This is a genomic window from Thermoactinomyces sp. FSL K6-2592 (assembly GCF_038006465.1).
Taxonomy (GTDB): domain Bacteria; phylum Bacillota; class Bacilli; order Thermoactinomycetales; family Thermoactinomycetaceae; genus Thermoactinomyces; species Thermoactinomyces vulgaris.
In genome coordinates, this window is record NZ_JBBOVH010000002.1 from 167,691 (window position 1) to 192,556 (window position 24,866).

Consider the following 24,866-nt stretch of genomic DNA (forward strand, 5'->3'; position numbering starts at 1 on the left):
GTGAATGCAGAGGAATTGAAGCAACGGTTGAAGGAAAAAGCAAAGGAAATCGGAATCGACAAAATCGGTTTTGCCAGCGCGGATCCGTTTACTGAGCTCAAGGAGAGACTGAAGGAGAGCCGGGAAAAAGGATATGCATCCGGTTTTGAAGAGCCGGACATCGAAAAACGGGTGGATCCCAGTCTGTCTCTTCCTCAAGCGAAAACAATCATCGCCATTGCCCTGAGTTATCCCTCCCGGTTAAAAAATGCCCCGCGCTCGGAAGAAGGGGCTTATCGGGGGTATTTTTGCCGGGCTTCTTGGGGGCAGGACTACCATGATGTGTTAAAAGAACGGCTCCGCCAATTGGAAGCGGCATTAAAAGAGTGGGTGCCCGAAGCGCGGACCATGATCATGGTGGATACCGGCGCATTGTCGGATCGGGCCGTGGCAGAAAGAGCAGGCATCGGCTGGAGCGGAAAAAACACGGCGATCATCACGGAGGAATTTGGTTCCTGGGTTTACTTGGGGGAAATGATCACCGATGTGTATCTCCCTCCGGATGAACCGGTGACGGACGGATGCGGCGATTGCACGCTTTGCCTCGATGCCTGTCCGACCGGGGCGCTGGTGCAACCGGGGCAATTGAATGCCCAATCCTGCATTGCTTATCTCACCCAGACGAAAGGTTTTTTGCCGGATGAATACAGGGGGAAAATCGGAAATCGTCTTTACGGGTGCGATACCTGCCAAATCGTTTGCCCGAAAAACCGGAAGATCGATTTTGACCATCAACCGGAATTTCGCCCGGATGCGGAAAAAGTGAAGCCGCTTTTGAAGCCGCTGCTTTCCATCAGCAACCGGGAGTTTAAGGAAACGTACGGATCGATGGCCGGTTCATGGCGGGGGAAAAAACCGATCCAACGAAATGCGATTTTGGCTTTGGCCCACTTCCGGGATCGCTCCGCCGTTTCCGGTCTTGTCCGGCTGCTTCGGGACGACCCGCGCCCGGTCATCCGGGGAACGGCGGCATGGGCGTTGGGCAAAATCGGAGGAGATGAAGCGAAAGAAGCATTGCTTGAAGCCAAAGAAAAAGAAACCGATCCGGACGTCTTGCGGGAAATTGACAAAGGCCTGGAATTCTTTGCCGGGGACCCGGTTGTCTCCTGAAAGATTCATCCGATTGAAACCAAGTTGATCAAGAGGAGTTTTTACAGATAAAGAGAATTCATTCTAAACACTAGAGAATAATGCATGTGAAACAGACTTTTAAGGATCTTCGGTTTCAATCATCCGGAAGATGCGATGGTTGGTATTCCTTTATCAGGACGGCAGCACCCCTTGAATATGAATTTCTTGCAACATATTGCAAATCGATTCGTCTATAATCTGAAGATGTTTTTTGTCAAGTGACGAAATCCCGAATGGGAGGTTTATTTCATGGCCTCAGGGACGCAACGTATGGTTTGGAGTCACATGGAAAGTCCGGTCGGTTTGATCACCCTGTTGGCGAATCAGCGGGGGCTTATTTACTTGGACTTTTGCAAACAAAACGATCCCGTTTTGGGAGCCGGGATCTGGTTGAATCATTGGTTTCGCCATTACACACTGGAAAAGAACGAGCAGGCATTGCTCCCGTATATGGACGAAATTGATGAGTATTTTCAGGGAACACGGAAGACATTTGAGATTCCGTTTGACCTGTACGGAACCCCGTTTCAAAAAAGGGTTTGGCGGCAGCTTTCCACCATTCCTTACGGCGAAGTCCGGACGTATAAAGAGATCGCGTCCGCCATCGGGTCGCCGAAAGCAGTGCGGGCAGTGGGCGGGGCCAACAATAAAAATCCGTTGTCCATCGTCATCCCTTGTCACCGGGTCATCGGTTCAAACGGTTCGCTGGTCGGATACGGAGGCGGCCTCCATATTAAAGAATACCTGCTGACACTGGAAGGTTGGTTAAAACCATAAACAAAGCAAAACACGGATCCTGCGGATGGAAACATCCGTTTTTCTTTTTGAATGGGGGAATTCATATGATTTTACATCACAGGAAAAAAAAGAAAAAGATCCGGGGTTGGAAAAGACAAGTCCGGAAAATCGAGCACTGGAAACAGGCGGCGATGGCGTTACCTCTTCGGGAATTGGAAGAATACGAGCGTGTTCCCCCGTTGCATGTTTTAAAGAGAAGGAAGCCCCCTTTGTGGTATCAGCAATTGTTATTGGAAGCATTGCTGGATGTCAGTGAATACTGGCAGCAAAAACTGCAGCAAGCCCGGAAAGATTGTGAACTGCAGCTGTGGCTTTTTCTTCCGCACATGACGGAATCGCAAATTGTTGTCTCGACAGGTGAATCCCGTCCGCCGTGGGGGATGTTTGACCCCGATCCGGATCCGAAACCTTTTCCCGGCAATTGGTTTCCCCGGTTGAAGGCGCGGTTGGATCAACTGGATTGGAATCTTCATATCGAAAGTGATGTGTTTACAAAAAGCGATTTGAAAAAAAGCTCCCTCGCTTCCCAAGAGATCAAGCAAATTTTGGGCAAAGTTTATCAGCAGACCGAGCTTCACTTGTGCGAAGGAAAGAAAGAGACCATTTACAGTGTCAAAGTGGGGGAGGTTTGGGTGGGCCGCTTTAAATAGAGAATGATCCCGTTGCCGGATTCATAGGATGTTTGTAAAAACCGAAAAAGGAGCGTTGTGGATGACGAGCATGGTTTACAACCGGCAACGGGCGGTCGCTTTTGCCAATCGATACTGGAACAGCCACCATCCCGGATATCTGCTTTTTGAAGATGACTGTACCAATTTTGTTTCCCAATGCCTGTATGCAGGCGGAATGCCCATGGTTTTCGGGAGCAGGAAAGAGGGATGGTGGTACCGGAGAGACAGCAGGAACCACCAATGGAGTTTCAGCTGGTCGGTTGCCCACAGTTTGTATCTGTTTTTGAAAAAAGGGGGTTCCACGGGCAGATGCCGAATGGTCGGGTCGGCCGGGGAGCTTTTATTGGGGGATGTGATTTGTTATGATTGGGAAGGAGACGGGCGTTTCAATCACAATACGATTGTAACGGCGTATGATGCAGACGGACAGCCGCTGGTCAATGCGCATACCCAAAACAGCCTGCATCGCCGTTGGGAGTATCGTGATTCCCCCGCCTGGACACCACAGACACGCTATGTGTTTTTCCGCATTGAATAGGAACAGTTGAAGCGGATTTTCTTTTTCAGGTAAAATAGACAGGAAGTTTGGACAGATGGAAGGGATGAAACTGTGCCGTTTCATATCGTGCTGGTTGAACCGGAAATTCCGCAAAATACAGGAAACATTGCCCGCACTTGTTCGGTGACCGGGGCGAAATTGCATTTGGTTCGTCCGCTGGGTTTTGAGATCGATGACAGCAAATTAAAACGGGCCGGTCTCGATTATTGGCATGAACTCGATATCGAATATCATGATTCCTTTGACGAATTGAAGGAAAAGTACCCGGATGGGCGCTTTTTTTGTGTGGAAACCTTTGCGAAAAAACATTATACCGAACCGTTTTACCGGGAAAATGATTTTTTTGTTTTCGGCAAAGAAACCAAAGGATTGGCGCCTGAAATTTTGGAGGCGCACAAGGATACCATGATTCGGATTCCCATGCGGCCGGTCTCCCGTTCGTTAAACTTATCGAACTCCGTTGCCATTGTTTTGTATGAAGGGTTGAGACAAACCGGCTTTAAGAACCTGGTCTGACGGAGATTCACACAGAAAGAGGGACATCTTATGATCAAAGCATGCTTGTTTGATTTGGACGGTACGCTGCTGCCGCTTGACACGGAGTCTTTCGTACGCATTTACTTAAAAGAACTGGCGGGAAAGGTGAAGCACCTGATCGCTCCTGATCAACTGATCCAAACCATTTGGGAAGCGACGGAAGCCATGATTAAAAGCGGGGACGGGACAAGGACCAACGAACAAATTTTTGAACGGGAGTTTCTCAAACGTTCGGGGCTGGACCGGGAAATCATCTGGCCTTTATTCAATCAATTTTATGAACAAGATTTCCCGAAACTTTCCAAATATACAAAGGTGAGTCCTTTGTCCCGGAAAGTGGTACAAGCCGCGGTGGATCACGGGTATAAAGTCGCAGTGGCAACCAATCCGGTTTTCCCGAAGGCCGCAATCATGGAGCGGTTGAAATGGGCCGGAATCAATGATCTGCCCTTTCAATGGGTGACTGTGTATGAAGAGGCCCACTATTGCAAACCCAATCCCAAATATTATCTGGAAGTTGCCGGGCGGATCGGGGTCCGGCCGGAAGAATGTGTCATGATCGGCAACGATATGCAGGAAGACATGGTGGCTTCCACCACGGGAATGAAAACATTCTATTTGAAATCCGAATACCAAATTGACCGGGGAAAACCGACGTATCCGGTTGATGATGCCGGGGATCTTCAAACCTTGTTGGAATCGATCCAACAGCAAACCGGCGTATTTGAAAAAAGAGATTCTGAGCCATCCATCCGCTGAAGATTTTTGAAAAACCTCAGATTTTTTCCTGAGGTTTTTCTATCTTTTTCCTTTAAATTCTGATAAAATAGAAGTAACAACTTTCTAAATAGCGCATATATATGATAGAAAATCACGCCTTAGTCTCTTTTCCTTTTTCAGATTGTTAGTCACCAGGGATTTGAAAAGTCAACGGTTTGGTTTGAAAGTTTAGAGAGGAGGCTTTCCATGGATCATTTCCTCAGACGCCTTGAGGAGTATCGCAACCGCGAGAAGAGCTTGGAATGGGAAGGAACCTTCATTGACTATCTGGACATTGTGAAGAAAAATCCCCGCGTGGCTCAAACCGCTCATTCCCGAGTTTACGATATGATTATAAAAGACGGTGTTTCAACCGATTCACAAGGAAATAAAAAATACCATTTCTTCACAAAAGAGCTGTTCGGGCTGGATCAGGCCATCACCCGCCTGGTCGAAGAGTATTTTCACTCCGCCGCCCGGCGCTTGGATGTCAGAAAACGGGTCCTTCTGCTGATGGGACCGGTCAGTGGAGGAAAGTCCACCATCGTCACGCTGTTGAAAAAGGGGTTGGAGAAGTACTCCATGACCGACGAAGGGGCCGTTTACGCGATTAAAGGATGCCCGATGCATGAACAACCGCTCAACTTGATTCCCGAAGAGTTGAGGCCCGAATTTGAAAAAGAGTTTGGCGTAAAGATCGAAGGAAAACTTTGCCCGTCTTGCCGGTTCCGGTTGAAGGAAGAATTCAACGGACGGATTGAAGACGTTCCCGTGAAACGGATCATCTTGTCCGAGGATGAACGGGTCGGGATTGGAACGTTCAGCCCGTCTGACCCCAAATCACAGGATATCGCCGATTTGACGGGAAGCATTGACTTTTCCACCATCACCGAATACGGTTCGGAGTCCGATCCGCGCGCTTACCGGTTTGACGGCGAGCTGAACAAAGCCAACCGCGGGTTGATGGAGTTCCAGGAAATGCTCAAGTGCGATGAGAAGTTTCTGTGGAACTTGTTGTCACTGACCCAGGAAGGCAATTTCAAAGCCGGCCGTTTTGCACTTATCTCCGCGGATGAAGTGATTGTCGCCCACACCAATGAAGCCGAGTACAAAGCGTTTATTGCCAATAAGAAAAATGAAGCGCTGCAATCACGGATCATCGTGATGCCCATTCCATATAATTTAAGCGTGACGGAAGAAGAAAGAATTTATAAAAAATTAATTGGACAAAGTGACCTGGCCCACATCCACATTGCTCCCCACTCGCTCAGAGCCGCAGCGATCTTTTCCATTCTGACCCGGTTGAAAGAATCGAAAAAAGTGGATCTTTTGACGAAAATGCGCCTGTATGACGGGGAAGTGGTCGAAGGATCCAAAGACATCGATGTGGATGAATTGCGCAATGAACATCTCGATGAAGGCATGTCCGGCATTGACCCCCGCTATGTCATCAACCGTATTTCCAGTGCACTCATCAAGACGGAAACCAATTTTATCAACGCTCTGGATATTCTTCGTTCCCTCAAAGACGGTTTGGACCAACATCCTTCCATTACTCCTGAGCAACGCGATAAATACCTCCATTTCATTTCCATCGCCCGGAAAGAATACGACGAAATCGCCAAAAAAGAAGTGCAAAAAGCGTTTGTCTACTCTTATGAAGAGTCGGCAGAAACCCTGATGGAAAATTATCTGGATAATGTGGAAGCTTATTGCAACTGGCAAAAAATCCGCGATCCGATCACCGGCGAAGAACTGGAGCCGGATGAAAAGTTGATGCGTTCCATTGAAGAGCAGATCGGCATTTCGGAAAACGCCAAAAAAGCGTTCCGCGAAGAGATTTTGATTCGCATTTCGGCTTATGCACGCAAAGGGAAAAAGTTTGATTATAAACAGCATCCCCGCCTGCGTGAGGCGATCCAGAAAAAATTGTTTGCCGATCTCAAGGACGTGGTGAAAATCACGACATCCACCAAAACCCCGGATGAAAACCAATTGAAAAAAATCAATGAAGTGATCAACCGGCTGGTGACCGAATACGGATACACGCCTGCCAGTGCCAATGAGCTTTTAAGATATGTGGGCAGTTTGTTAAACCGCTGATGGTCAAAAAATTGCGGCAAGGATTCTTCTGTCGGAAGGAGGATCCTTGCCGCAACAGTCTAAAGGGCTTGATTTCAGGGAGGTGAAATCCATGGCGCACCCCCCGTTTATTGTCTCTGAGGAAGACTGGTCCCTTCATCGCAAAGGATATCAGGACCAAATGCGGCACCAGGAAAAAGTGAAAGAAGCGATCCGAAAAAACCTGCCGGATTTAATCAGTGAAGAAAGCATCATTATGTCGGACGGGAAGCAGATCGTGAAAATCCCGGTTCGCTCCATTGAAGAATACCGTTTCCGTTATAACTACAACAAAGGGAAGCATGTGGGACAAGGAAATGGGGACAGCAAGGTGGGAGATGTGTTGGGGAAAGAACCCGGTTCCGGCAATCAGGGGCCGGGAAAAGGACAGGGAGCCGGCGATCAAGCAGGACACGATTATTATGAAGCGGAAGTCTCCGTGGAAGAATTGGAAGGCATGTTGTTTTCCGAGTTGGAACTGCCGCACCTGGAAAGTAAAGAAAGCCAGGATATGTCGGTGGACGACATCCGCTTCAATGATGTCCGCAAAAAAGGATTGATGGGAAACATCGATAAAAAACGCACGTTGCTGGCGGCCATTAAACGAAATGCACTGAAAGGAAGCAAAAAGACCCAAATCTCCGTTGATGATCTCCGCTTTAAAACATGGGAAGACATCGTCGTGCCGCATTCCAATGCGGTCGTAATCGCCATGATGGACACCAGCGGATCGATGGGGGTTTTTGAAAAATATATTGCCCGTAGTTTCTTTTTCTGGATGACCCGTTTCCTTCGCACCAAGTACGAAAATGTCGAGATCGTGTTCATCGCTCATCACACGGAAGCCAAGGAAGTGAGCGAGGAACAATTTTTCACCAAAGGGGAAAGCGGCGGAACCATTTGTTCCTCCGCCTACCGGAAAGCTCTGGAAATTATTGATTCCCGCTATCCGCATGACCGGTATAATATTTACCCGTTCCACTTTTCGGATGGAGACAATTTAAGTTCGGATAATGAACGCTGCGTTCAATTGGTGCGCGAAATCCTCAAACGTTCCAATATGTTTGGCTACGGGGAAGTCAACCAATATAACCGCCATTCCACCTTGATGAGTGCGTATCGCCATTTGAAAGTGCCGCGCTTTGCCCACTTTGTCATCCGGGAAAAAGGGCAAGTCTATGATGCGCTGAAGCACTTTTTTGGAAAGAAAGAGACTTGAATCAAAAAACGCCTTCTCTTTGAGGAGGTGTTTTTTCTTTTGGACAATGATTGGGGTACTAAATAGACAGATAGAAAGAGAATTGGTAAAATAATGATTATTTCGGGATTTGATCTAAAAGGAGTTGTCCGAGATGGCAACCAAGCGATTTACTGCACCGGTCACGATTCATCTCTTTTTTATCAAGGATCATCAAATTTTGTTGCTTCGTCGTTTCAATACGGGTTATGAAGACGGGAATTACTCTGTTGTCGCCGGTCATTTGGATGGCGGAGAGACCGTTAAACAAGCTGCCGTTCGCGAAGCAAAGGAAGAAGCCGGAGTACATTTGACAGAAGAGAACATTGAAATCGTCGGTGTCATGCATCGCAAAGCCGGGGATGAGCGGATCGATTTCTTTGCAACCATGAAAGAATGGGAAGGAGAAATAAAGAATCAAGAACCTCATAAATGCGATGATTTAAGGTTCTTCCCGTTGGATCAATTACCGGTAAACACGATTCCGTATATTTTAAGGGCCATTGATAACTACAAAAAAGGCAAATGGTTTGACAGCTTCGGTTGGACTGAAAGAAAAAGATCAATAGAAGATCACCGATTTCAGAAGACGGCTGCTTTTGTGATCCAGCTGAAGAGATATGCTTTTTTGCGAAATGATTTTAGATTTCAAGAAGGGGATTCTTTAGCGTTTGCTGAATTAAATTACTCTGTTAAGAAACAGAAATCTGAAAGTGATCCGGAAAGGAAAGCAGTATAAAATGATCCAAGCCGTGATTCATGGAATCATTTTGTCTTTCGGGCTGATCTTGCCGCTCGGGGTTCAGAATGTTTTTGTTTTTAATCAGGGGGCCACGCAACCCAAGTTCCTCCGGGCTTTGCCGGTGGTTCTCACTGCATCGGTTTGTGACACGCTCCTGATCTCTTTGGCTGTTTTGGGCGTATCGGTTGTGGTTTTTGGCGTATATTGGGTCAAAGTGATGCTGATCCTCGCAGGCGCCCTCTTTTTAATCTATATGGGATGGGTGACTTTCAAAAGCCAACCGGACCCGGATCAGCCGCAAAAGTCATCGCTTTCCCCCAAAAAGCAAATCGCTTTTGCTGTTTCCGTTTCATTGCTCAATCCGCATGCCATCATGGATACGATCGGGGTGATCGGCACCAGTTCCCTTTCCTATACCGGTGTCGAAAAGCTTGCTTTTACGCTTGCCTGTGTCGCCGTATCCTGGATCTGGTTCTTTTCCCTGGCATGGATGGGAAAGCAAGTGGGAAGGCTCCATCAATCCGCCGACGTGATCAACATGTTGAACAAGGTGTCGGCTTTCATTATGTGGGGCACGGCTTTGTACCTGCTGTTTACCATCTGAAGCCCGGAGCCTTTTCATCAACCTGGTGGCGAACCAACCGTCACCGGGTTGATTTTTGTTGTTTTAACCTGGCGGATATTTTATCAGTATAGATGTAGTTACATGTTTCATAGATAAACCGTCTGAAATTTACTCAACTGTTGCACCAAACGAGCGAGCGAGTTGGATGGCTTGCGCAAGGTCGATGCGGGTTCCTTTTAAGTTGGAGCTTTTCAAATCCGCTCCTTCCAAGACGGCGCCTCTCAAATCGGATCCTTTGAAAGAAGCCCCTTGGATATTCGCGTAAGATAAATCCGCCTCTTTTAAATTGCATTTTTCAAACTCTGTACCATATAAGTCGGCTTCTTTGAACCGGATTCCGGAAAGGTCGCAACGTTTAAAATGCTGATTTCGCAACAAGGTGTAAGACCAGTCTCCGCCTTGGATGGAAACCCCGGTGAAATCGGCCTCGCCGAAGGAAGAGCCGGTCATTTTGCAGTTTTCAAAAACCGAAGCAAACAACCGGGCGTGTTCAAATTGACAATTGAAAAAGGCCGATCCCTGATGCGTGGAGCCGTTCAGGATTGCATGAGCAAAATGGCATTCTTCAAAGACACAACGGATGGTGCTGATTTCCTTCAAAAACGTTTGTCTGAAACGGCAGCGGAGAAAATGGCAGTCTTCCATGGATACGTCGGGAATGCGTTGATGGCTGAAATCTTCATCGACGAACTCTTTTTTTGTCCACTTTGTCATGTCCATTCTCCCTTGTTAAGGTTGTTACAAAGAATATACAACAGTCTGGCGAATAAAGACAGGAGTGGTTTTATCGGCAAAATTTACGGGAACAGGAGGGAACGTGCTCGTGTCGGATGTTTGCTTCCGGAGTTTGGAGGATGTTGTGCGGGCGATGCCGGAGTGGGTGAAACTGGATGTCGCTATTGAAGTCATGGCCGAAGTGCTCTCGGATCAAAGACGGGCCATCGCGAACGAGGAAAAGAAAGAAAAGCCCGATCGGGAGAAACTGGAGCGGTTAAAAGCCGAAAAAAGGAAACTGTTGCAAGAAAGACAAGCCATGTACTCAGGAAACCGGGAGGTCATCCACAAGATCTTAACCGTATACGGAAACAAGGTGAGAAAAAAATACACGGGGGTTGAACGGGTTGATTCATGCATGGATCCGTTATCGGAGGAAGAACATAACGAAATTTTGGAGCGTTTGAAACAGGAAGTGGAGGAGTTCAACGCTCCGGCAAAACATCCGGCCGCCGTGATTTTGGGCGGCCAGCCCGGAGCCGGGAAAGGCGGGCTGATTGCACTTGCGGAAAACGGGTTTTCCGGTCATTCTTTTGTGGTGATCAATGGCGATGAATTCCGGAAAGAACATCCCATGAGTAAAGAAATTTTGCTAAAGCAAGAGGAGGATTACGCCCGGTTGACGGATCCTGACGTCCGCCGGTGGACAAGGGATGTGTTCGAATATGCGATCCGAACCAAGCGGAATCTCGTTTTTGAGGGAACCATGAGAACCGACGGCCCGATTTGCAACACGCTTCAGCGTTTGAAACAACAAGGCTACCGTGTGATCGTCCGAGTGATGGCGGTACATGCGTGTGTCAGCCTGTTGGGGACTTATGAGCGGCATGAAGAACAAAAACAAATTTTCGGATATGGAAGGCCGGTGGCCAAAGCGTCGCATGATGCGGCTTATCGCGGTATGCTGAAAACTGTGGAACGGATTGAGAAAGAAAAACTTTTTGATGTTTTGGAAGTATACAACCGGGACAAGCATCTTCTATACGAAAACCGGGTCATCGGCCGTGCATGTCAAAAACCTCCGAAAGCGGTTGAGGCCATCATCGGGGAGCGGGAGAAAAAATGGACAGCGGATCAACTCCGCCGATTCATTCAAGCCTGGGACCAAGTGTTGGACAAAATGGTCTTCCGGTGTGCAGACCTGCGGGAAATCGGTTCGGCCCGGCAGCATCGTGATTTTATAATAAAAAGAAAGGGGGGAAGTCCATATGCCCATTGAATTTGAAGCCAAAGTCCTGGAAATCGATCCGGCTGAAATGATGGAACGGATCTTGCAAGCAGGCGGGGAAAAGTCCGGCGAATTTTTGATGCGGCGTTATGTCTATGAAATCACTCCGGGAGATCAAAGCAAATGGATCCGACTGCGCGATACGGGTGAAGAAGTCACGCTGGCGGTGAAAGAAGTGTACCATGACGGAATCGGCGGAACGGAAGAGATTGAGATCACCGTGAGCAGCTTTGAGGAGGCCGACCGGTTGCTCGGGAAATTGGGGTATCGTTCCAAGGGGTACCAGGAAAACCGGAGAACCCGTTTTTTGCTCAGTGGTGCGAGACTGGAGATTGACGAGTGGCCGGGTATCCCTCCGTATCTGGAGATTGAAGGAGAGTCCAAAGAGCATGTGATCCAAGTGGCTTTACAGCTTGGAGTGAAGGAAGAACAATTAACCGGTGAAAGTACCATCAAAACATTGGCCCGGTACGGGATCGGGCAGGAAGCTCTTCAATCATTGCGGTTTGAATGAGGAGGAAATTTTTGGTGAAGATGAAACTTCTCAGATCGTCCGGGAAAACTCCCGAACCGTTTAATGCAGATAGACTGGCAGACTTTCTTTCGCCTGAAGAAAACCGGTATCATCATATCTTGGGTGTTGTCCGTTCTATGAAAGAGATTTTGCCAAAGTTAAACTTGAATGAGGAAGTGAAAAGAGAACTGATTCAAGCCGCTTTTCTCCACGATATCGGTTATAGTCCCAAGTTAAACAAAACCAACTTTCATCCCTTTGACGGAGCTTGTTTTGCTCTTAAGGCCGGTTTTAACAAGCCGGTGATTGCCGCAGTCCTTTTTCATTCGGAAGCTTATGAAACGGTCAAGGAAAAAAGAAGCGATTTGCTTCCAACCTATTCTTTGAATCATGAACTGTTGGATGAACAAGACCGGCTGTTTACAGACTTGGTCACTTATTGTGATGTTCAAACCTCGCCGCAAGGGGAAAAAGTCAGTTTGGATGAAAGGGTCCGGGACGTGGTGAAGCGCTATGGAGAGCATCATCCGGTCAGCCGGATGATGATTCAGTGCAAACCGAAATACCAAGACATCATCAACCGCGTTAACCGGTGGATCTGTTCATAAAGCCGAGACTGGCTTCCGGATCAAAATCGTCTTAACATGGATGGGAGAAGGAGGGTAAGGGCATGAGAGAATGGGTGAAAAAGGTTCAAAATGCCAACCATCTCGTGGTTTTGACCGGGGCGGGGATGTCCACGGAAAGCGGGCTCCCGGATTTCCGCTCGCAAGGCGGGCTTTGGAGCGGCAGGGATCCCAATGAAATTGCCACCCCGGGTGCCATCGGGACGAAAGATTTTTTTGAGTTTTACCAGATGCGGGTGGAAGAGTTGTTGAAACATCACCCCAATATCGGCCATTATGTGTTGGCTGAACTGGAAAAAGAAGGCATGGTGAAAGCGATCCTGACGCAGAACATTGACGGTTTCCATCAGCGGGCGGGAAGCCAAAAAGTGATCGAGATTCACGGGCACATGCGCCATCTGGTTTGTTCCGGCTGCGGAAAAGAGTATCCGGCCACTTCGTATCGTGAAGGCACTTATTATTGTACCGATGAGCAGTGCCAGGCTCCTCTCCGGCCGCCGATTGTGCTGTTTGGGGAACCGCTGGACACGGCTTCCTGGAATGAGGCAGTTCAGGAAGTGGAGAAAGCGGATCTGATTCTCGTGATGGGCACGTCCTTGCAAGTGTATCCTTTTGCCGGGTTGGTGGAGATCGCCCATGAAACCGGTTCGGATGTTATCATCATCAACCAGAGTGCCACACCGCTTGATTCCTTGGCGGATCAACTCATCCGCGACAGCATCGGGCTGGTTCTGAGCGAAGCCGGAAAAGCCCTGTTGGGGGAGAAGCGGTTACGGCAATTGGAAGAAAAGGTGCAAAATTAAAGGCTGGGATGTGGATCATTTAGATTGACAAGTCGAAAATATGTTATATTTATAGAGACAAACATTGCTGATATCCCATGAAGAACACCTCCCGGGGATGAGACCGGGAGGTGTTCGTGTTTTTAAGGGGAGTCAGCGGGGAGGATCACGGGCAGGGTTTCTTCCTTCTTCCTGCCTTTGACATGGGAATGGAGGAAATCCAAGGCAAAGGCATGGGTATGAAGTTCTCCCAGCTTGTCCAGATGCGTGCCGATCAGAAGATGAATCCGGTCGGTTAAGTCTGAAAACGAATAGTTTGTCGCGATTTGGAGCGCTTGCTTTAATGTTTGAAAAGCTTTGAGGTTTTCGTTTTGCAGAAAAAAGCTGTTTGCCATGAGCATCAAGGCTTCGCACTCATGGTAAGCCAGGCCTGCTTTTCTGCTGGATGCAAACGCCTTGAGGGAATAATTGCGGGCCGGTTCCGCTTGTTTCTTTTTTTCATGCAACGTGGCCAGCTGTATGTAAAGATAAGCGGACAATCCCGCCTTTCGCACCTTTTTTTCCAACTGTTGCGCGGTTTCCAGACAGATTTCCGCTTGATGAAGCTGTCCGGAATCGATGTAAATCCGGCCCAGCATTCCCCAAAACTTCATCAGGCGATCCGCCATCTTATCCACGCGGGCCAGTTCAATTCCTTTTAATGCCGATTGGATGGCCTGAGCGTGCATCCGGGCTTTGGCCAAGATGGAAGAACGGACGTCATAATGATGCAGGAGAGCTTCTTTGCTGAGATATCCGGCTTGCTCTTTTTTTAATTCATTCAAGGTGTTTTGCGCTTCTTCCAGGCGGTTCAGTTTTTCAAGATAAATGGCCTGATTGACCAGAATGATTTCTTTTAAATACCTTCTTTCCCCCTCTTCCTGAAAACATTCCCGTGCCTGTTTGGCATACCGGAGTGCTGAACCGTATTGGTCTGCCATGTACTCCAGCCGGCTTAACCCGTTGTAACTGGCAGAATGCAAGTTGCTTTCGGCCATCTCCGGATATTGTTGTTCCAGTTGTAAAATCGCCTCCGTAAAATGTTTCTGCGCTTTTTTCCCCCTCTTTTTCCCGGCGTAAGCTTTGCCTTTCAAATAATGCGCCCACACAGAGAGCGGATGGTCATCGTGAATGTTCAGTTCCCTTAATTGTGCCAGTCCCGGGTCCGGGCTGATCAGATCGATGATCGTTTCGACGGCCGTCAGCTTCAATTTGACGGTCTCATTGATCTTTTCTTCTTTTGTCTTTTGCATGGAAAAACACGTTAAGTCTTCTTCCACTCCCAGCTTTTTCAGGACATATTCCAATTTTTCCTCACTGACTTGCCCTTTGCCGTTTTCAATCGAGCTTAAAACGGGTTGGGTCAACTTTTCATCCGTCAGATCCGTCTGGCGGAGTTTTCGTTTTTTCCGCTGCTGGCGGACAAACTTCCCGAGTGCCAAGCGATCAATTTGTTCTTTGTTCATTCCATTCACCTCAAAAAATTTTCCGTCCGGTTTTGTTGATATATTTGGGGGAACATTCCGTTTATTTGGTTTGGTAATCCAAATATCCGGAGGGTTTGTTTAAATATTTAATTCGCATTCAGAAATATCATGAATAAATGAGAGAATTTAATTATTTTTGCTAAATTTGCAAATATTTTTCGTAAATTATATACTATTTTCGGATAAATCTTCAACCATTTCATGGAAAATCCAAGGAAGGGGACAGTGAACCGTGTTGAAGTTAAACATCGAAGGAACCGAAAGCGAAGTGGAGAAATTTTTGCAGGACATGCAAAAAATGTACTTGTATGTCGCGGTCAAACGCGATGGCAATGAAGAAAGAACCGAGGTTTGTTGTGAGGCCAAAAAAGTGAAACACACCCGGGTCCGGATTCAGACTGAAGACGGGAAAATGATTGAAATTCCCTGTTGGGATTTGGAGGTTTTCAAAGAAGAGAAAAAATCGGTGTGGAAATTTAAGTCCTACGATATTTTCGCGTAAATCCGACCGGATGGGGAAAAACTGGGGACTTGGATGCTTAAAAGGACTGGAAACGCATAGGATATAGTATTCCATGTCCTTGGAGGTAAATCATGAATCCTTTTATCCCCTCGTTATCCAATGAAGAAATGATCTCCATCATCCAAAAAGGACTCGGCCGGACATCCCAACCGAAACGGATCATTGTGGTTGGAGCGGGAATGGCCGGATTGGTGGCTGCTTCTTTGTTGAAAGAAGCCGGGAATGAAGTGATCCTTTTGGAATCCTCAGATCGTGTGGGAGGAAGGGTTTATACCATCCGGTCACCGTTTGAAAACGGGGAGTATATGGAGGCCGGAGCCATGCGCATTCCCAATACCCATCATTTGACATTGGCGTATATCCGGAAATTCGGGCTGATGCTTCGGCCGTTTGTGAATTCCACTCCCAACGATCTGATTTTTGTCAATAATGTGTTGGTGCGGCAGAAAGAGTATGAACGAAATCCGGATGTCTTGAGGTTTCCGGTAAATGCCTTTGAAAAAGGGAAAACGATCAGCAATTTGCTCAAACTGGCCGTTTCCCCGATCACTCAGTTCATCGAAGAAGATCCGGAACAGCGGTGGATTACGGTGATCAAAGAATTTGACAAATATTCTGTCGATTCATTTTTCCGGTACAATCCGGTGGGATGGACCCTGTCGCCGGCAGCGATTGAACAAATCCTGGTGCTCGCGGATTTGGAAGGGCTTCCCGAATTGTCTTTTCTAGAGGCGTTGCGTGAACTGATCCTTCTTGAAAGCCCGGATGTTTCTTTTTATGAGGTGGCCGGAGGGATGGATCAATTGCCGAAAGCCTTTTTGCCGCAACTTCGGCCCAACATTTTGTTCCGGCACAAGATGACCCGGATTGTGCAAAATGAACGGGAAGTCACCATTTATGCCCTGGATCAAAATTCGAGGACGGTTCAAGTGACCGGAGATGCTGCCATCATCACGATTCCTTTTTCCGCTTTTCAATATGTGGACGTCGAGCCGTACGATTCTTTTTCGCATGCCAAATGGAAGGCGATCCGGCAATTGCATTACGTGGCTTCCACCAAAATCGGAATCCAGTTTAACAAACGGTTTTGGGAAGACGCGGGACTGTTTGGCGGGAAAATGATCACCGACCAGCCGACCCGCTTCACCTATTTTCCCAGTCATGGGTTTGGCAGTGACACCGGCGTGGTGCTGGCCAGTTACACATGGGAGGATCATGCATTGATTTGGGATGGATTGTCCCTGGATCAACAAATCAAAGAATGCATGGATGAGCTGATGAAAGTTTTCGGCCCCTCGATCGAAAACCATGTCGTGACGGGCGCTTCCTTCAGTTGGCAAAAATATCCGCATACCAACGGTGGATTCTCGATGTTTAAACCGGAACAGGAAAGCGAGTTGTTTCCGGCCGTTATTGCGCCGGAAGGAAGGGTGTACTTTGCAGGGGAACATGCTTCCTATACGAGAACATGGATCCAGGGAGCGATTGAATCCGGAATCCGGGCAGCCCACGATGTCCACCGGCGGGATGAACCATAAGCCTGTATGGGATGGATCAGGCTTATTTTTTTTGCCTGTTTTCCACAAGGGGGGGATGCAAACTGGTACTCTGCCGAAAACAGTGGTAGAGTGAGATTGGTAATCTTTTTTGCGTGGATTGAAAGGATGTTAAGAATCAAGATGAAAAAATCAGTGGTACTTGCAGAAAAACCTTCCGTCGGCCGGGATCTTGCCCGTGTCCTCGGTTGCCGCAAAAAAGGAAATGGCTTTATGGAAGGAGACAAATATATCGTGACATGGGCATTCGGCCATCTTGTCACATTGGCGGAACCGGAAGCCTATGACAAAAAGTACAAAGTCTGGCGGATGGAAGATCTGCCGATTTTGCCCCAACCCTTGAAACAAGTGGTGATCCGGAAAACGAGCAAACAATTTCACCAGATCAAGAAGCTGATGTCCCGACCGGATGTGAAAAACATTGTCATTGCCACCGATGCCGGCCGGGAAGGGGAACTGGTGGCCCGGTGGATTATTGAAAAAGCCCGGGTCAAAAAGCCGGTCAAGCGTTTGTGGATTTCCTCCGTCACCGACAAGGCGATCAAAGAAGGTTTTAAAAAACTGAAGGACGGAAAACTGTACGAAAACTTATACCGTTCCGCGGTGGCCCGGGCGGAAGCGGATTGGGTGGTTGGCATTAATGCGACCAGGGCGTTGACCAGCAAGTATAATGCCTCGCTTTCATGCGGACGGGTCCAGACTCCCACATTGGCCATGATTGCCCGCCGCGAAGAGGAGATCAAAAATTTCCGGCCGAAGCCGTTTTACGGGGTGGAAGCGGTCACGGACAAAGGATTGAAATTCACTTGGAAAAAAGGCCGGAGCTTTCGCAAAGAAATTTGCGAAAACATCGTGTCCGCAGGCAAAGGAAAGAAACTTTCCATCACCCATGCCAGCCGGAAAAAGAAAAAGAAATGGGCGCCTGCCCTTTACGACTTGACCGAATTACAACGGGAAGCCAACCAGCGGTACGGATTTTCCGCCAAAGAAACCTTGTCGACGCTTCAGCAATTGTATGAAACACACAAAGTGGTCACCTATCCGCGCACGGATTCCCGTTATTTGTCTTCTGACATCGTGGATACGTTAAAAGAGCGGATCGAAGCCTGCCGGGTGGGTCCGTATGCGGAGTTTGCCCGGCAAGCAAAACAAGGGGTGAAAGCCGGCGCCCATTTCGTGGATGACCGGAAAGTTTCTGATCACCATGCCATCATTCCGACCGAAGAGCCGGTCCGGTTGGAAGACCTCAGCCCCCGGGAACGAAAGATTTTTGATCTGGTGGTGCGAAGGTTTTTTGCCGTGTTGTTCCCACCCTTTGAATATGAGGAGATCAAGTTGGAGGGAACCATCGGAGGGGAACCATTCATCGCCGGCGGGAAAACCGTGTTGTCCCCCGGCTGGAAACAAGTGGCCGGCAGCGAACCGGAAGCCGACATCAACCCGGCATTATCCCGGGTTCAGCCCGGCGAGGAGCTGAACGTCCGGTCTTTGAAGTTGACGCAAGGCGAAACGGAGCCGCCGGAACGCTTTACCGAAGGCACCTTGATCGCCGCCATGGAAAATCCGGTGAAATACATGGAAACCGACCGGAAAGATTTGATCAAAACGATCGGGGAAACGGGCGGGCTCGGAACCGTGGCCACCCGGGCGGATATCATCGAGAAATTGTTTGACAGCTATTATATTGAAAAGAAAGGAAAATACATTTACCTCACCTCCACCGGCAGACAACTGCTCGATTTGGTCCCGGAGGAGTTGAAATCGCCGGAACTCACCGCGAAATGGGAACAAAAACTGCAGTCGATCGCCAACGGGAAATTGAAAAAAGATAGCTTCTTGCGTGAGATGAGGGATTATGCCAAACGGGTGGTCCATGAGATCAAAGCCAGCGAACGCACCTTCCGCCATGACAACCTGACGGCCACCCGCTGTCCGGACTGCGGCAAGCGGCTGCTTGAAGTCAAGAACAAAAAAGGAAGAATGCTGGTTTGCCAGGACCGGTCCTGCGGTTACCGGAAAAACCTGGCCCGCATCACCAATGTCCACTGCCCCGAATGCAGAAAGCGGATGGAACTGCGCGGGGAAGGAGAGGGGCGCATCTTTGTCTGTTCTTGCGGTTTTCGGGAAAAATACGCCTCTTTCAAAGAACGGATGGAAAAAGAGCAAAAAAGCAAAGTCTCGCGAAAAGAAATCAATCGCTATCTCAAACAACAGGAGGAACTGTCCAATCCGGCTCTCAAAGAAGCCTTGTCCAAACTCTTTTCCTCCAATGAATGAGAATTCTCCCCGTCTTTTCAACCCTGCTGAAAAGGCGGGGGTTTTTTATATTCTTCGGATCATCACAAAAGGAAACCGAAAGAACAAGGTTAAATGGATAAACCTTGATTTGGATCAATATAAAACCGTGATCCAACATTAAAAAAGATGGACAGAACAAATTCTGCCCATCTTTTTGCCTTATCGCAAGTCGACAAAGGATAATTTATCAAGTTATTCCTTCATTTTTAAACTCAAATATGGAATTTTTTATTATAATTATTAATATTGGCAAAAGAAAAAGGAAGAAAATCCATCGATTTCAAAGTCTTTAATGAAACGGACTCACAGGTAAAGAGGTGAAAGGTTGCCAAAATGAAAACGATACATCATGGGAAACTCTTCTTATGCTTCATTTTGGTTGCATGTGTACTGGCCACACCAACTGCCTATGCAACCGGCGGCGGGAGTTTCGATGTTCCGCAGATCCATGAGGATTTCAACCAAGGAAAACCGGCTCCGGCTCCCAAGCCGACGGAGGAGCTGAACGTTGCCCCGTCCAAGCAGGAGAAAGGCTTCTTCAGCCAAGTGGGAGACTTTGTCTCCGATTCTTGGAACAAATTAAAAAACGGGGTCTCCAACACTTGGAACAACCTGAAAAACGGCGCGAAAAAGACTTGGGACACCGCCGCATCCGCCACCAAGAAAGCGGCCCAAAAAGCCTGGGATTGGATGACCTCCACAGCAGGCAAAATCACCGGGGGAATTGTGCTTGGAATCACAGCCCTTACCGGATTGTTGAGCAAATTCGGACAGCCCCTCGCCAGAGGAATCCAATCGGCCTATACAAATTTGAAAAATCTTTTTGCGAGAAAGGGATTGGAAGGACAAAACCTGACAGCCAGTCTGGGGAATGCCGGAATGGCAGCGGGAAACAGCCAATATCCTCATGGAAAGCTGAGTGATATTGACGTTTCGGATAAACAGTTGGCTGAGTTATCTGAGTTGGCTTATGATGACGAAATAAACTATGATGATTTACGAAATATTTTAGGTGAAAATTGGAAGGTTAGTAAAAAAATAGATAAAGATAATGGATTACAAGGCTATATTTTTACAAATAAATTCACACAAGAAATGGTTATTGCATTTCGAGGAACCGAACCAACGAATGACTTTATTAATGATGTTTTTATTGCTGATTATAAATATATAGCTCATGGAGATGACCGAAATAATCCCCAAGCTGTAGAGGCAAGAAAGATAGTAGCGGATATTATTAATAGTGAAGAATATAAAGGTTATAAAATGGTATTAACCGGACATTCTTTAGGAGGGTATCTGGCTGTAGATTGTGCTGCGAGATATGATATTCCGGCTGTTTCCTTTAATGCTCCGGGAATGAATTTGGAAAAAAATCTTAATATCAGTACAGTGAAGGAGTTTCTTCGTGCATTCGCCTTTTTCCCTAAATATTTAGTGCAATCTATTTATGACAGAGAAATAAAATTTGGTGTTTATAATAGCTATAAACGAAATATCACAGATCCGAAGATACGGGAAATTGCGGAAAAAGAGAGGTCCGGTGCTTATGATGAAATGATTCGTAACTACAGATATAATGATGATCTGATTGGCTCATTTGGTTATCGTCCTGGGAAAACATACAATATTCAACCCGATGGAAGCATTGAAGAAGCCGATGATAAAGACGGATTAGATCAACAATTAACGTCGAAGTTTGGTCATAAAATAGGTAATTTTACTGATAGTAGCAAATCACCGATTCCAAAAATCTATGATCAGGATGGAAATCTTGTATCGAGGAAAAGGAGTGCGAATTAAGTGAGGTACATAAGAAGTTGGCTGGTTATTTTAATGACATTCACTTTACTGTTAGTAGGCTGTACAGAAGGAGTGGGACAGATGGAACAACAAGAGCAAAAAGAAATCAGAGAAAAAGCTATTGAATATATAAGGGGCAAATACAATAAAGAATTTGAGGTAACAAAAGTAAGTATAGGTCAAGTAACTGGACTTGTTCGTGTACGAGGAGTAGTAAAAGATGGTAAAGATACTGAAGCAACGGTTTTTTGGGAAAAACCGGATGAAATGGATGATACTTATGTTACCAGATTATGGACAGAAGAACTAAAGCCAAAAATTACATCGGTGATTCATAAACATATGGATGTAAGAAAGGTTGAAGAGGTGGTTTATAGTGATGGAACAAAGAAAAGTGACTATACCGGAGAAGTTCCTTCTGTATTTCAAGTGTTGGAAAACGGAGGAGATCCGGATTTTACATTGGAAGCCACAATGCGAATTTATGAGAATGAAGGAAAATATGAGAAAGAATTGCGGAATTTTTTAAAGGAAATCCAATTGATGAATTTTAATAAATTCCTGATGGAAGTATTTGTCGTAGATGATGAATTGAAATCGGCCCCTGAAGACGTTAAGGAAAGCAGCTATACTCTGTATCGCTACAATATTGTGATCGATGACATTCAAAAAGTGGATATTGACAGTCTTGACTTGGATCAATATAAGACAGTAATCAAAGAATAGAGAAACGGGGATGGGCAGGAAAAATCGCCCATCCCTAAATTTATAGCTAAGTCAACGGGACAGCGGAACTTATATAATGACCTTAGGGATTGATGATAGGAAGGGAGTAGAAAAAAGGTGAATATCCAAAGAAGCTGGATTGTTTTCATCCTGTTGTTTGTATTCCTGTTGGCCGGATGCACAGGCACAGGAGGCATGGGGGACATGGATTGGTCAGAAGAGAAAAAAATCAAAGAAAAAGCCATTCAGTATATCAAGGATACATACAATAAAGATTTTAAAGTATCCGATGTAAGTAAGGACCGTTTCACAGGACAAACTTATACAGTCAGAGGGAATGTCAAAGATCAAAAGAACACTCAAGTATCCGTTATTATGGAACAGAATGAAATCAGGGATACTTATGTGGAAACATTATGGACCGAAGAACTCAAACCAAAGATCACGTCATTGGTTCAAAAACATTTTGATGAGAGAAAGATTGAGCACATTGCTTATTCAAATGGCCCGAAAAAAGATAAGTATACCGGAGAGATTCCATCGGTGTTTGAAGTCTTGAAAAATGGAGTTGATCCGGAATATAAGCTAAATGTGACCTTAAGGGTTTATGAGCAAAATGGTCAATATGAACAAGGAATCAAAAACTTTCTAAAAGAATTAAAAAGGTTAAACTTTAACCAAGTTGGAGTAACAATTTTTGTTGCAGATGATGAATTAAAATCAGCACCAAAGGAAGCTGAAGAAAGTCAATATACCTTATACCGCTATAATATTCATTTTGAAGATATCCAAAACATAGACATTGATCATCATGATCTGAATCAATATAAGACAGTCATTAAAGAATAGAGAAACGGGGATGGGCAGAAAGAAATCGGCCCATCCCTAAATTTATGGCAAAGTCAATGGGACAGAGGAATTTATATAATGATCTTTAATCATAACAATTGTTTGATGAGAAGAAAGGAGTAGAAAAAAGGTGAATATCCAAAGAATCTGGATTCTTTTCATCCTGTTGTTTGTGTTCTTGGCGACCGGATGCACAGGCACCGGAGGCATAGGTAATTTGGATCTGGCAGAAGAAAAAGAGATCAAAGAAAATCAATACAATATATCAAGGATACATATAACAAAGATTTTGAAGTGAGTGAAGTGAACAAGGGACAAGCTGCCGGACTCATCCGTGTACGGGGATTTGTGAAAGACGGAAAAGATACGGAAGCGACGGTTTTTTGGAAAAAAGAAGAGGAAATGGATGACACCTATCTCATGGAATTATGGACGAAAGAATTGACCCCGAGAATCAAAGATATGTTGAACAAACATATGAGTGTGAGAAGCGTTGACCATGTTTCCTATAATGACGGAACTGTGGAAGCATTGAAGAAGCCGATGATAAAGACGGATTAGATCAACGATTAACGGCGAAGTTTGGTCATAAAATAGGTAATTTTACTGATAGTAGCAAATCACCGATTCCAAATCTCTATGATCAGGATGGAAATCTTGTATCGAGGAAAAGGAGTGTGAAAATGGAGTGAGAACTATAAAAAGCTTTTTAATAGTCTTCTTTATGTGTTCATTGTTATTGACAGGTTGTCAGGTTGGTTCTACAGGTTCAAATGAAGGAGAGAGAGAGATGTATCAATTGGAAGATGAAGAATTAAAGGAAAAAGCTGCACAGTATATAAAAGAAAAGTACCAAAAAGAATTTGAAGTAAAAGGAATAAATAGAGGCAGGGTGACAGGCACAGTTTATGTGGATGGGATCGTGAAGGATGGAAAAGATACGGAAACTAGCATAATATGGGAACGTAACGGACAAGTAGGGGATACATACGTTTCTGTATTATGGACAAATGAGTTGAAACCAAAAATTGAAGCACTCGCAAACAAACACATGGAAGTAAGGCGTATTGAAGACATTGTGTATAGTAGTGGAAAAATAGATAAATATACAGGCAATATCCCATCTGTTTTTGAAGTATTAAAAAACGGAGGGGATCCGGATTTTGCGCTACAAGTTACATTACGAGTATATGAACATGCCGGCCAGTTTGAGAAAGGATTAAAAGAATATTTAGATGAAATTAAAGGGCTTGGCATAAATGAGATTATAATAACGGTTTTCGTTGTAGATGATCAGTTGAAATCTGCACAGGAAGACGTAAAAGAAAGTAGCTACACCTTATATCGCTACAATATTGTGATCAATGATATTCAAAAAGTAGATATTGTCAATCTTGATCTGAATCAATATAAGACAGTCATCAAAGAATAGAGAAATAGGGATGGGCAGAAAGAAATCGGCCCATCCCTAAATTTATGGCTAAGGTCAATGGGACAGAGGAATTTATATAATGATTTTAGCGATTGACTGAAGATAAGAAAGGAGTGGAAAAAAGATGAATTTCAAAAGAATCTGGGTCTTGACTATCATGTTGTTTGCATGTTTGGTGGCTGGATGCACGGGAGGTATGGGAGAGTTGGATCAAGCCGAAGAGAAAGAAATCAAAGAAAAAGCGATTCAATATATCAAAGATAAGTACCAAAAAGAGTATGTGGTGTCTGAGGTAGTCAAAAACCCGGCAACAGGTCAGGCTTATACAATCAGAGGGAACATCAAAGATGACCAAAACACCAGGGTAACGGTAATTATAGAACTGCCAGATGAAATCAGAGATACATATGTAGGGAAATTATGGTCAGAGGAATTAAAACCAGAAATCACTTCTTTGGCGGAAAAGTATATGGATATAAATACTGTGGAAGATATTGCTTACACAAGTGGAACGAAAGGTGACAGCGTTCGTGGAGAAATTCCTTCCGTTTTTGAACATCTGAAAAATGGTGGAGATCAGCAGTTTACATTGTCGATTTCATTAAGAATCTATGAACAAAATGGGCAATATGAACAAGGGATTAAGCGCTTTTTGAAAGAACTAAGGGGTATGCATTTTCATGAGGTAGTGATGGAGATTTTTGTTTCCGATGACGAATTAAAAACCGTATCAGAAAAAGCCGAAGAGAGTAAATATACCTTATATCGCTATAACATTTCAATTGATGATATTCAAAAAATTGATATTGATCATTACAATTTGGATCAATACAAAACAGTTCTTAAAGATTAATCAAACAGGGATGGGCAGAAAGAAATCGGTTCATCCCTAAATTTATTTGCTAAGTAATGGGACAGAGGAATTTATATAATGACCTTAGGGATTGATTGATGATAGGAAGGGAGTGGAAAAGGTGAATATCCAAAGAGGCTGGATCGTTTTCATTCTT

Annotated in this window: 26 protein-coding genes; 24 read left to right on the plus strand and 2 right to left on the minus strand. The window is 45.7% G+C overall.

The window, feature by feature from the left end:
* The 10 genes from queG to NYE37_RS12625 all read left to right on the plus strand — a co-directional run bounded on the left by queG (position 1) and on the right by NYE37_RS12625 (position 9,198).
* The gene (gene queG, locus NYE37_RS12580) at positions 1-1,149 is read left to right on the plus strand and encodes a tRNA epoxyqueuosine(34) reductase QueG (protein WP_049719699.1); all 1,149 of its coding nucleotides are present in this window, start codon (positions 1-3) and stop codon (positions 1,147-1,149) included.
* Between the two features lie 270 nt (positions 1,150-1,419).
* Entirely contained in the window at positions 1,420-1,947 is a 528-nt protein-coding gene (locus NYE37_RS12585; RefSeq protein WP_037994238.1) for a methylated-DNA--[protein]-cysteine S-methyltransferase, read from the plus strand.
* Positions 1,948-2,012: 65 nt separating this feature from the next.
* Positions 2,013-2,618 (plus strand): hypothetical protein, encoded by a 606-nt coding sequence (locus tag NYE37_RS12590; protein WP_131470852.1) that lies wholly within the window; start codon positions 2,013-2,015, stop codon positions 2,616-2,618.
* Positions 2,619-2,679: 61 nt separating this feature from the next.
* Positions 2,680-3,177 (plus strand): amidase domain-containing protein, encoded by a 498-nt coding sequence (locus NYE37_RS12595; protein WP_175413209.1) that lies wholly within the window; start codon positions 2,680-2,682, stop codon positions 3,175-3,177.
* A 72-nt stretch (positions 3,178-3,249) separates the two neighbouring features.
* Positions 3,250-3,714 carry a tRNA (cytidine(34)-2'-O)-methyltransferase gene (locus NYE37_RS12600; protein ID WP_037994242.1) on the plus strand — a complete coding sequence of 155 codons (465 nt, stop codon included), beginning with the start codon at positions 3,250-3,252 and terminating at the stop codon, positions 3,712-3,714.
* A 30-nt stretch (positions 3,715-3,744) separates the two neighbouring features.
* The gene (locus tag NYE37_RS12605; protein WP_049719701.1) at positions 3,745-4,494 is read left to right on the plus strand and encodes an HAD family hydrolase; all 750 of its coding nucleotides are present in this window, start codon (positions 3,745-3,747) and stop codon (positions 4,492-4,494) included.
* Positions 4,495-4,701: 207 nt separating this feature from the next.
* Positions 4,702-6,597, plus strand: a complete 1,896-nt coding sequence (locus tag NYE37_RS12610) for a PrkA family serine protein kinase (RefSeq protein WP_037994246.1) — start codon at positions 4,702-4,704, stop codon at positions 6,595-6,597.
* A 91-nt stretch (positions 6,598-6,688) separates the two neighbouring features.
* Entirely contained in the window at positions 6,689-7,834 is a 1,146-nt protein-coding gene (gene yhbH, locus NYE37_RS12615) for a sporulation protein YhbH (RefSeq protein ID WP_037994248.1), read from the plus strand.
* A 133-nt stretch (positions 7,835-7,967) separates the two neighbouring features.
* Positions 7,968-8,591, plus strand: coding sequence for an NUDIX domain-containing protein (locus NYE37_RS12620; protein WP_082813458.1), 624 nt, complete (start codon positions 7,968-7,970; stop codon positions 8,589-8,591).
* 1 nt (position 8,592) lies between these two features.
* Entirely contained in the window at positions 8,593-9,198 is a 606-nt protein-coding gene (locus tag NYE37_RS12625; protein WP_236533514.1) for a LysE/ArgO family amino acid transporter, read from the plus strand.
* Between the two features lie 129 nt (positions 9,199-9,327).
* On the opposite strand, the gene NYE37_RS12630 is transcribed toward NYE37_RS12625, so the two are convergent.
* Positions 9,328-9,933 carry a pentapeptide repeat-containing protein gene (locus NYE37_RS12630; RefSeq protein ID WP_236533515.1) on the minus strand — a complete coding sequence of 202 codons (606 nt, stop codon included), beginning with the start codon at positions 9,931-9,933 and terminating at the stop codon, positions 9,328-9,330.
* A gap of 109 nt (positions 9,934-10,042) precedes the next feature.
* Between NYE37_RS12630 and NYE37_RS12635 the strand changes: the two genes are divergently transcribed.
* The 4 genes from NYE37_RS12635 to NYE37_RS12650 all read left to right on the plus strand — a co-directional run bounded on the left by NYE37_RS12635 (position 10,043) and on the right by NYE37_RS12650 (position 13,164).
* Entirely contained in the window at positions 10,043-11,212 is a 1,170-nt protein-coding gene (locus NYE37_RS12635; protein ID WP_340712066.1) for a zeta toxin family protein, read from the plus strand.
* A complete protein-coding gene (locus tag NYE37_RS12640; RefSeq protein WP_049719704.1) occupies positions 11,202-11,735 on the plus strand; it encodes a class IV adenylate cyclase in 534 nt (177 codons plus the stop codon). The genes NYE37_RS12635 and NYE37_RS12640 overlap by 11 nt, the downstream gene beginning before the upstream one ends.
* 20 nt (positions 11,736-11,755) lie before the next feature.
* Positions 11,756-12,343, plus strand: a complete 588-nt coding sequence (locus NYE37_RS12645) for an HD domain-containing protein (protein WP_231855177.1) — start codon at positions 11,756-11,758, stop codon at positions 12,341-12,343.
* Positions 12,344-12,405: 62 nt separating this feature from the next.
* Entirely contained in the window at positions 12,406-13,164 is a 759-nt protein-coding gene (locus NYE37_RS12650; RefSeq protein WP_049719706.1) for an NAD-dependent protein deacylase, read from the plus strand.
* Positions 13,165-13,286: 122 nt separating this feature from the next.
* Here NYE37_RS12650 and NYE37_RS12655 read toward each other — a convergent pair whose 3' ends face one another.
* Positions 13,287-14,648 carry a helix-turn-helix domain-containing protein gene (locus tag NYE37_RS12655; protein WP_049719707.1) on the minus strand — a complete coding sequence of 454 codons (1,362 nt, stop codon included), beginning with the start codon at positions 14,646-14,648 and terminating at the stop codon, positions 13,287-13,289.
* A gap of 253 nt (positions 14,649-14,901) precedes the next feature.
* Here NYE37_RS12655 and NYE37_RS12660 point away from each other — a divergent pair, with 253 nt between their 5' ends.
* The 10 genes from NYE37_RS12660 to NYE37_RS12705 all read left to right on the plus strand — a co-directional run bounded on the left by NYE37_RS12660 (position 14,902) and on the right by NYE37_RS12705 (position 24,709).
* Positions 14,902-15,171: a hypothetical protein gene (locus NYE37_RS12660; protein ID WP_049719708.1), complete on the plus strand. Its 270-nt coding sequence runs from the start codon at positions 14,902-14,904 to the stop codon at positions 15,169-15,171.
* A gap of 89 nt (positions 15,172-15,260) precedes the next feature.
* Positions 15,261-16,730: a flavin monoamine oxidase family protein gene (locus NYE37_RS12665; RefSeq protein WP_370525425.1), complete on the plus strand. Its 1,470-nt coding sequence runs from the start codon at positions 15,261-15,263 to the stop codon at positions 16,728-16,730.
* A gap of 141 nt (positions 16,731-16,871) precedes the next feature.
* Positions 16,872-19,025 (plus strand): DNA topoisomerase III, encoded by a 2,154-nt coding sequence (locus tag NYE37_RS12670; protein WP_340712067.1) that lies wholly within the window; start codon positions 16,872-16,874, stop codon positions 19,023-19,025.
* A 354-nt stretch (positions 19,026-19,379) separates the two neighbouring features.
* The gene (locus NYE37_RS12675) at positions 19,380-20,849 is read left to right on the plus strand and encodes a hypothetical protein (RefSeq protein WP_340712068.1); all 1,470 of its coding nucleotides are present in this window, start codon (positions 19,380-19,382) and stop codon (positions 20,847-20,849) included.
* 81 nt (positions 20,850-20,930) lie between these two features.
* Positions 20,931-21,575 (plus strand): hypothetical protein, encoded by a 645-nt coding sequence (locus tag NYE37_RS12680; protein ID WP_062842838.1) that lies wholly within the window; start codon positions 20,931-20,933, stop codon positions 21,573-21,575.
* Between the two features lie 204 nt (positions 21,576-21,779).
* On the plus strand, positions 21,780-22,424 hold the full coding sequence (locus NYE37_RS12685; protein WP_340712069.1) for a hypothetical protein: 645 nt from the start codon (positions 21,780-21,782) through the stop codon (positions 22,422-22,424).
* A 130-nt stretch (positions 22,425-22,554) separates the two neighbouring features.
* Complete coding sequence (locus tag NYE37_RS12690) at positions 22,555-22,722, plus strand: hypothetical protein (protein WP_156097787.1); 168 nt, start codon at positions 22,555-22,557, stop codon at positions 22,720-22,722.
* Positions 22,723-22,727: 5 nt separating this feature from the next.
* Complete coding sequence (locus NYE37_RS12695) at positions 22,728-22,985, plus strand: hypothetical protein (RefSeq protein ID WP_131470850.1); 258 nt, start codon at positions 22,728-22,730, stop codon at positions 22,983-22,985.
* Positions 22,986-23,214: 229 nt separating this feature from the next.
* A complete protein-coding gene (locus tag NYE37_RS12700; protein ID WP_037998409.1) occupies positions 23,215-23,856 on the plus strand; it encodes a hypothetical protein in 642 nt (213 codons plus the stop codon).
* Between the two features lie 124 nt (positions 23,857-23,980).
* Entirely contained in the window at positions 23,981-24,709 is a 729-nt protein-coding gene (locus tag NYE37_RS12705) for a hypothetical protein (RefSeq protein ID WP_037998408.1), read from the plus strand.
* Positions 24,710-24,866: the final 157 nt, after the last annotated feature.

Excerpts from the sequence above, each read along its gene's own strand:
- NYE37_RS12585 (WP_037994238.1), top strand. The coding sequence starts at position 1,420 with ATGGCCTCAGGGACGCAACGTATGGTTTGGAGTCACATGGAAAGTCCG.
- NYE37_RS12590 (WP_131470852.1), top strand. The coding sequence starts at position 2,013 with ATGATTTTACATCACAGGAAAAAAAAGAAAAAGATCCGGGGTTGGAAA.
- NYE37_RS12595 (WP_175413209.1), top strand. The coding sequence starts at position 2,680 with ATGACGAGCATGGTTTACAACCGGCAACGGGCGGTCGCTTTTGCCAAT.
- NYE37_RS12605 (WP_049719701.1), top strand. The coding sequence starts at position 3,745 with ATGATCAAAGCATGCTTGTTTGATTTGGACGGTACGCTGCTGCCGCTT.
- NYE37_RS12610 (WP_037994246.1), top strand. The coding sequence starts at position 4,702 with ATGGATCATTTCCTCAGACGCCTTGAGGAGTATCGCAACCGCGAGAAG.
- yhbH (WP_037994248.1), top strand. The coding sequence starts at position 6,689 with ATGGCGCACCCCCCGTTTATTGTCTCTGAGGAAGACTGGTCCCTTCAT.
- NYE37_RS12620 (WP_082813458.1), top strand. The coding sequence starts at position 7,968 with ATGGCAACCAAGCGATTTACTGCACCGGTCACGATTCATCTCTTTTTT.
- NYE37_RS12625 (WP_236533514.1), top strand. The coding sequence starts at position 8,593 with ATGATCCAAGCCGTGATTCATGGAATCATTTTGTCTTTCGGGCTGATC.
- NYE37_RS12630 (WP_236533515.1), bottom strand. The coding sequence starts at position 9,933 with ATGACAAAGTGGACAAAAAAAGAGTTCGTCGATGAAGATTTCAGCCAT.
- NYE37_RS12640 (WP_049719704.1), top strand. The coding sequence starts at position 11,202 with ATGCCCATTGAATTTGAAGCCAAAGTCCTGGAAATCGATCCGGCTGAA.
- NYE37_RS12645 (WP_231855177.1), top strand. The coding sequence starts at position 11,756 with ATGAAACTTCTCAGATCGTCCGGGAAAACTCCCGAACCGTTTAATGCA.
- NYE37_RS12650 (WP_049719706.1), top strand. The coding sequence starts at position 12,406 with ATGAGAGAATGGGTGAAAAAGGTTCAAAATGCCAACCATCTCGTGGTT.
- NYE37_RS12655 (WP_049719707.1), bottom strand. The coding sequence starts at position 14,648 with ATGAACAAAGAACAAATTGATCGCTTGGCACTCGGGAAGTTTGTCCGC.
- NYE37_RS12670 (WP_340712067.1), top strand. The coding sequence starts at position 16,872 with ATGAAAAAATCAGTGGTACTTGCAGAAAAACCTTCCGTCGGCCGGGAT.
- NYE37_RS12675 (WP_340712068.1), top strand. The coding sequence starts at position 19,380 with ATGAAAACGATACATCATGGGAAACTCTTCTTATGCTTCATTTTGGTT.
- NYE37_RS12680 (WP_062842838.1), top strand. The coding sequence starts at position 20,931 with ATGGAACAACAAGAGCAAAAAGAAATCAGAGAAAAAGCTATTGAATAT.
- NYE37_RS12685 (WP_340712069.1), top strand. The coding sequence starts at position 21,780 with ATGGATTGGTCAGAAGAGAAAAAAATCAAAGAAAAAGCCATTCAGTAT.
- NYE37_RS12700 (WP_037998409.1), top strand. The coding sequence starts at position 23,215 with ATGTATCAATTGGAAGATGAAGAATTAAAGGAAAAAGCTGCACAGTAT.
- NYE37_RS12705 (WP_037998408.1), top strand. The coding sequence starts at position 23,981 with ATGAATTTCAAAAGAATCTGGGTCTTGACTATCATGTTGTTTGCATGT.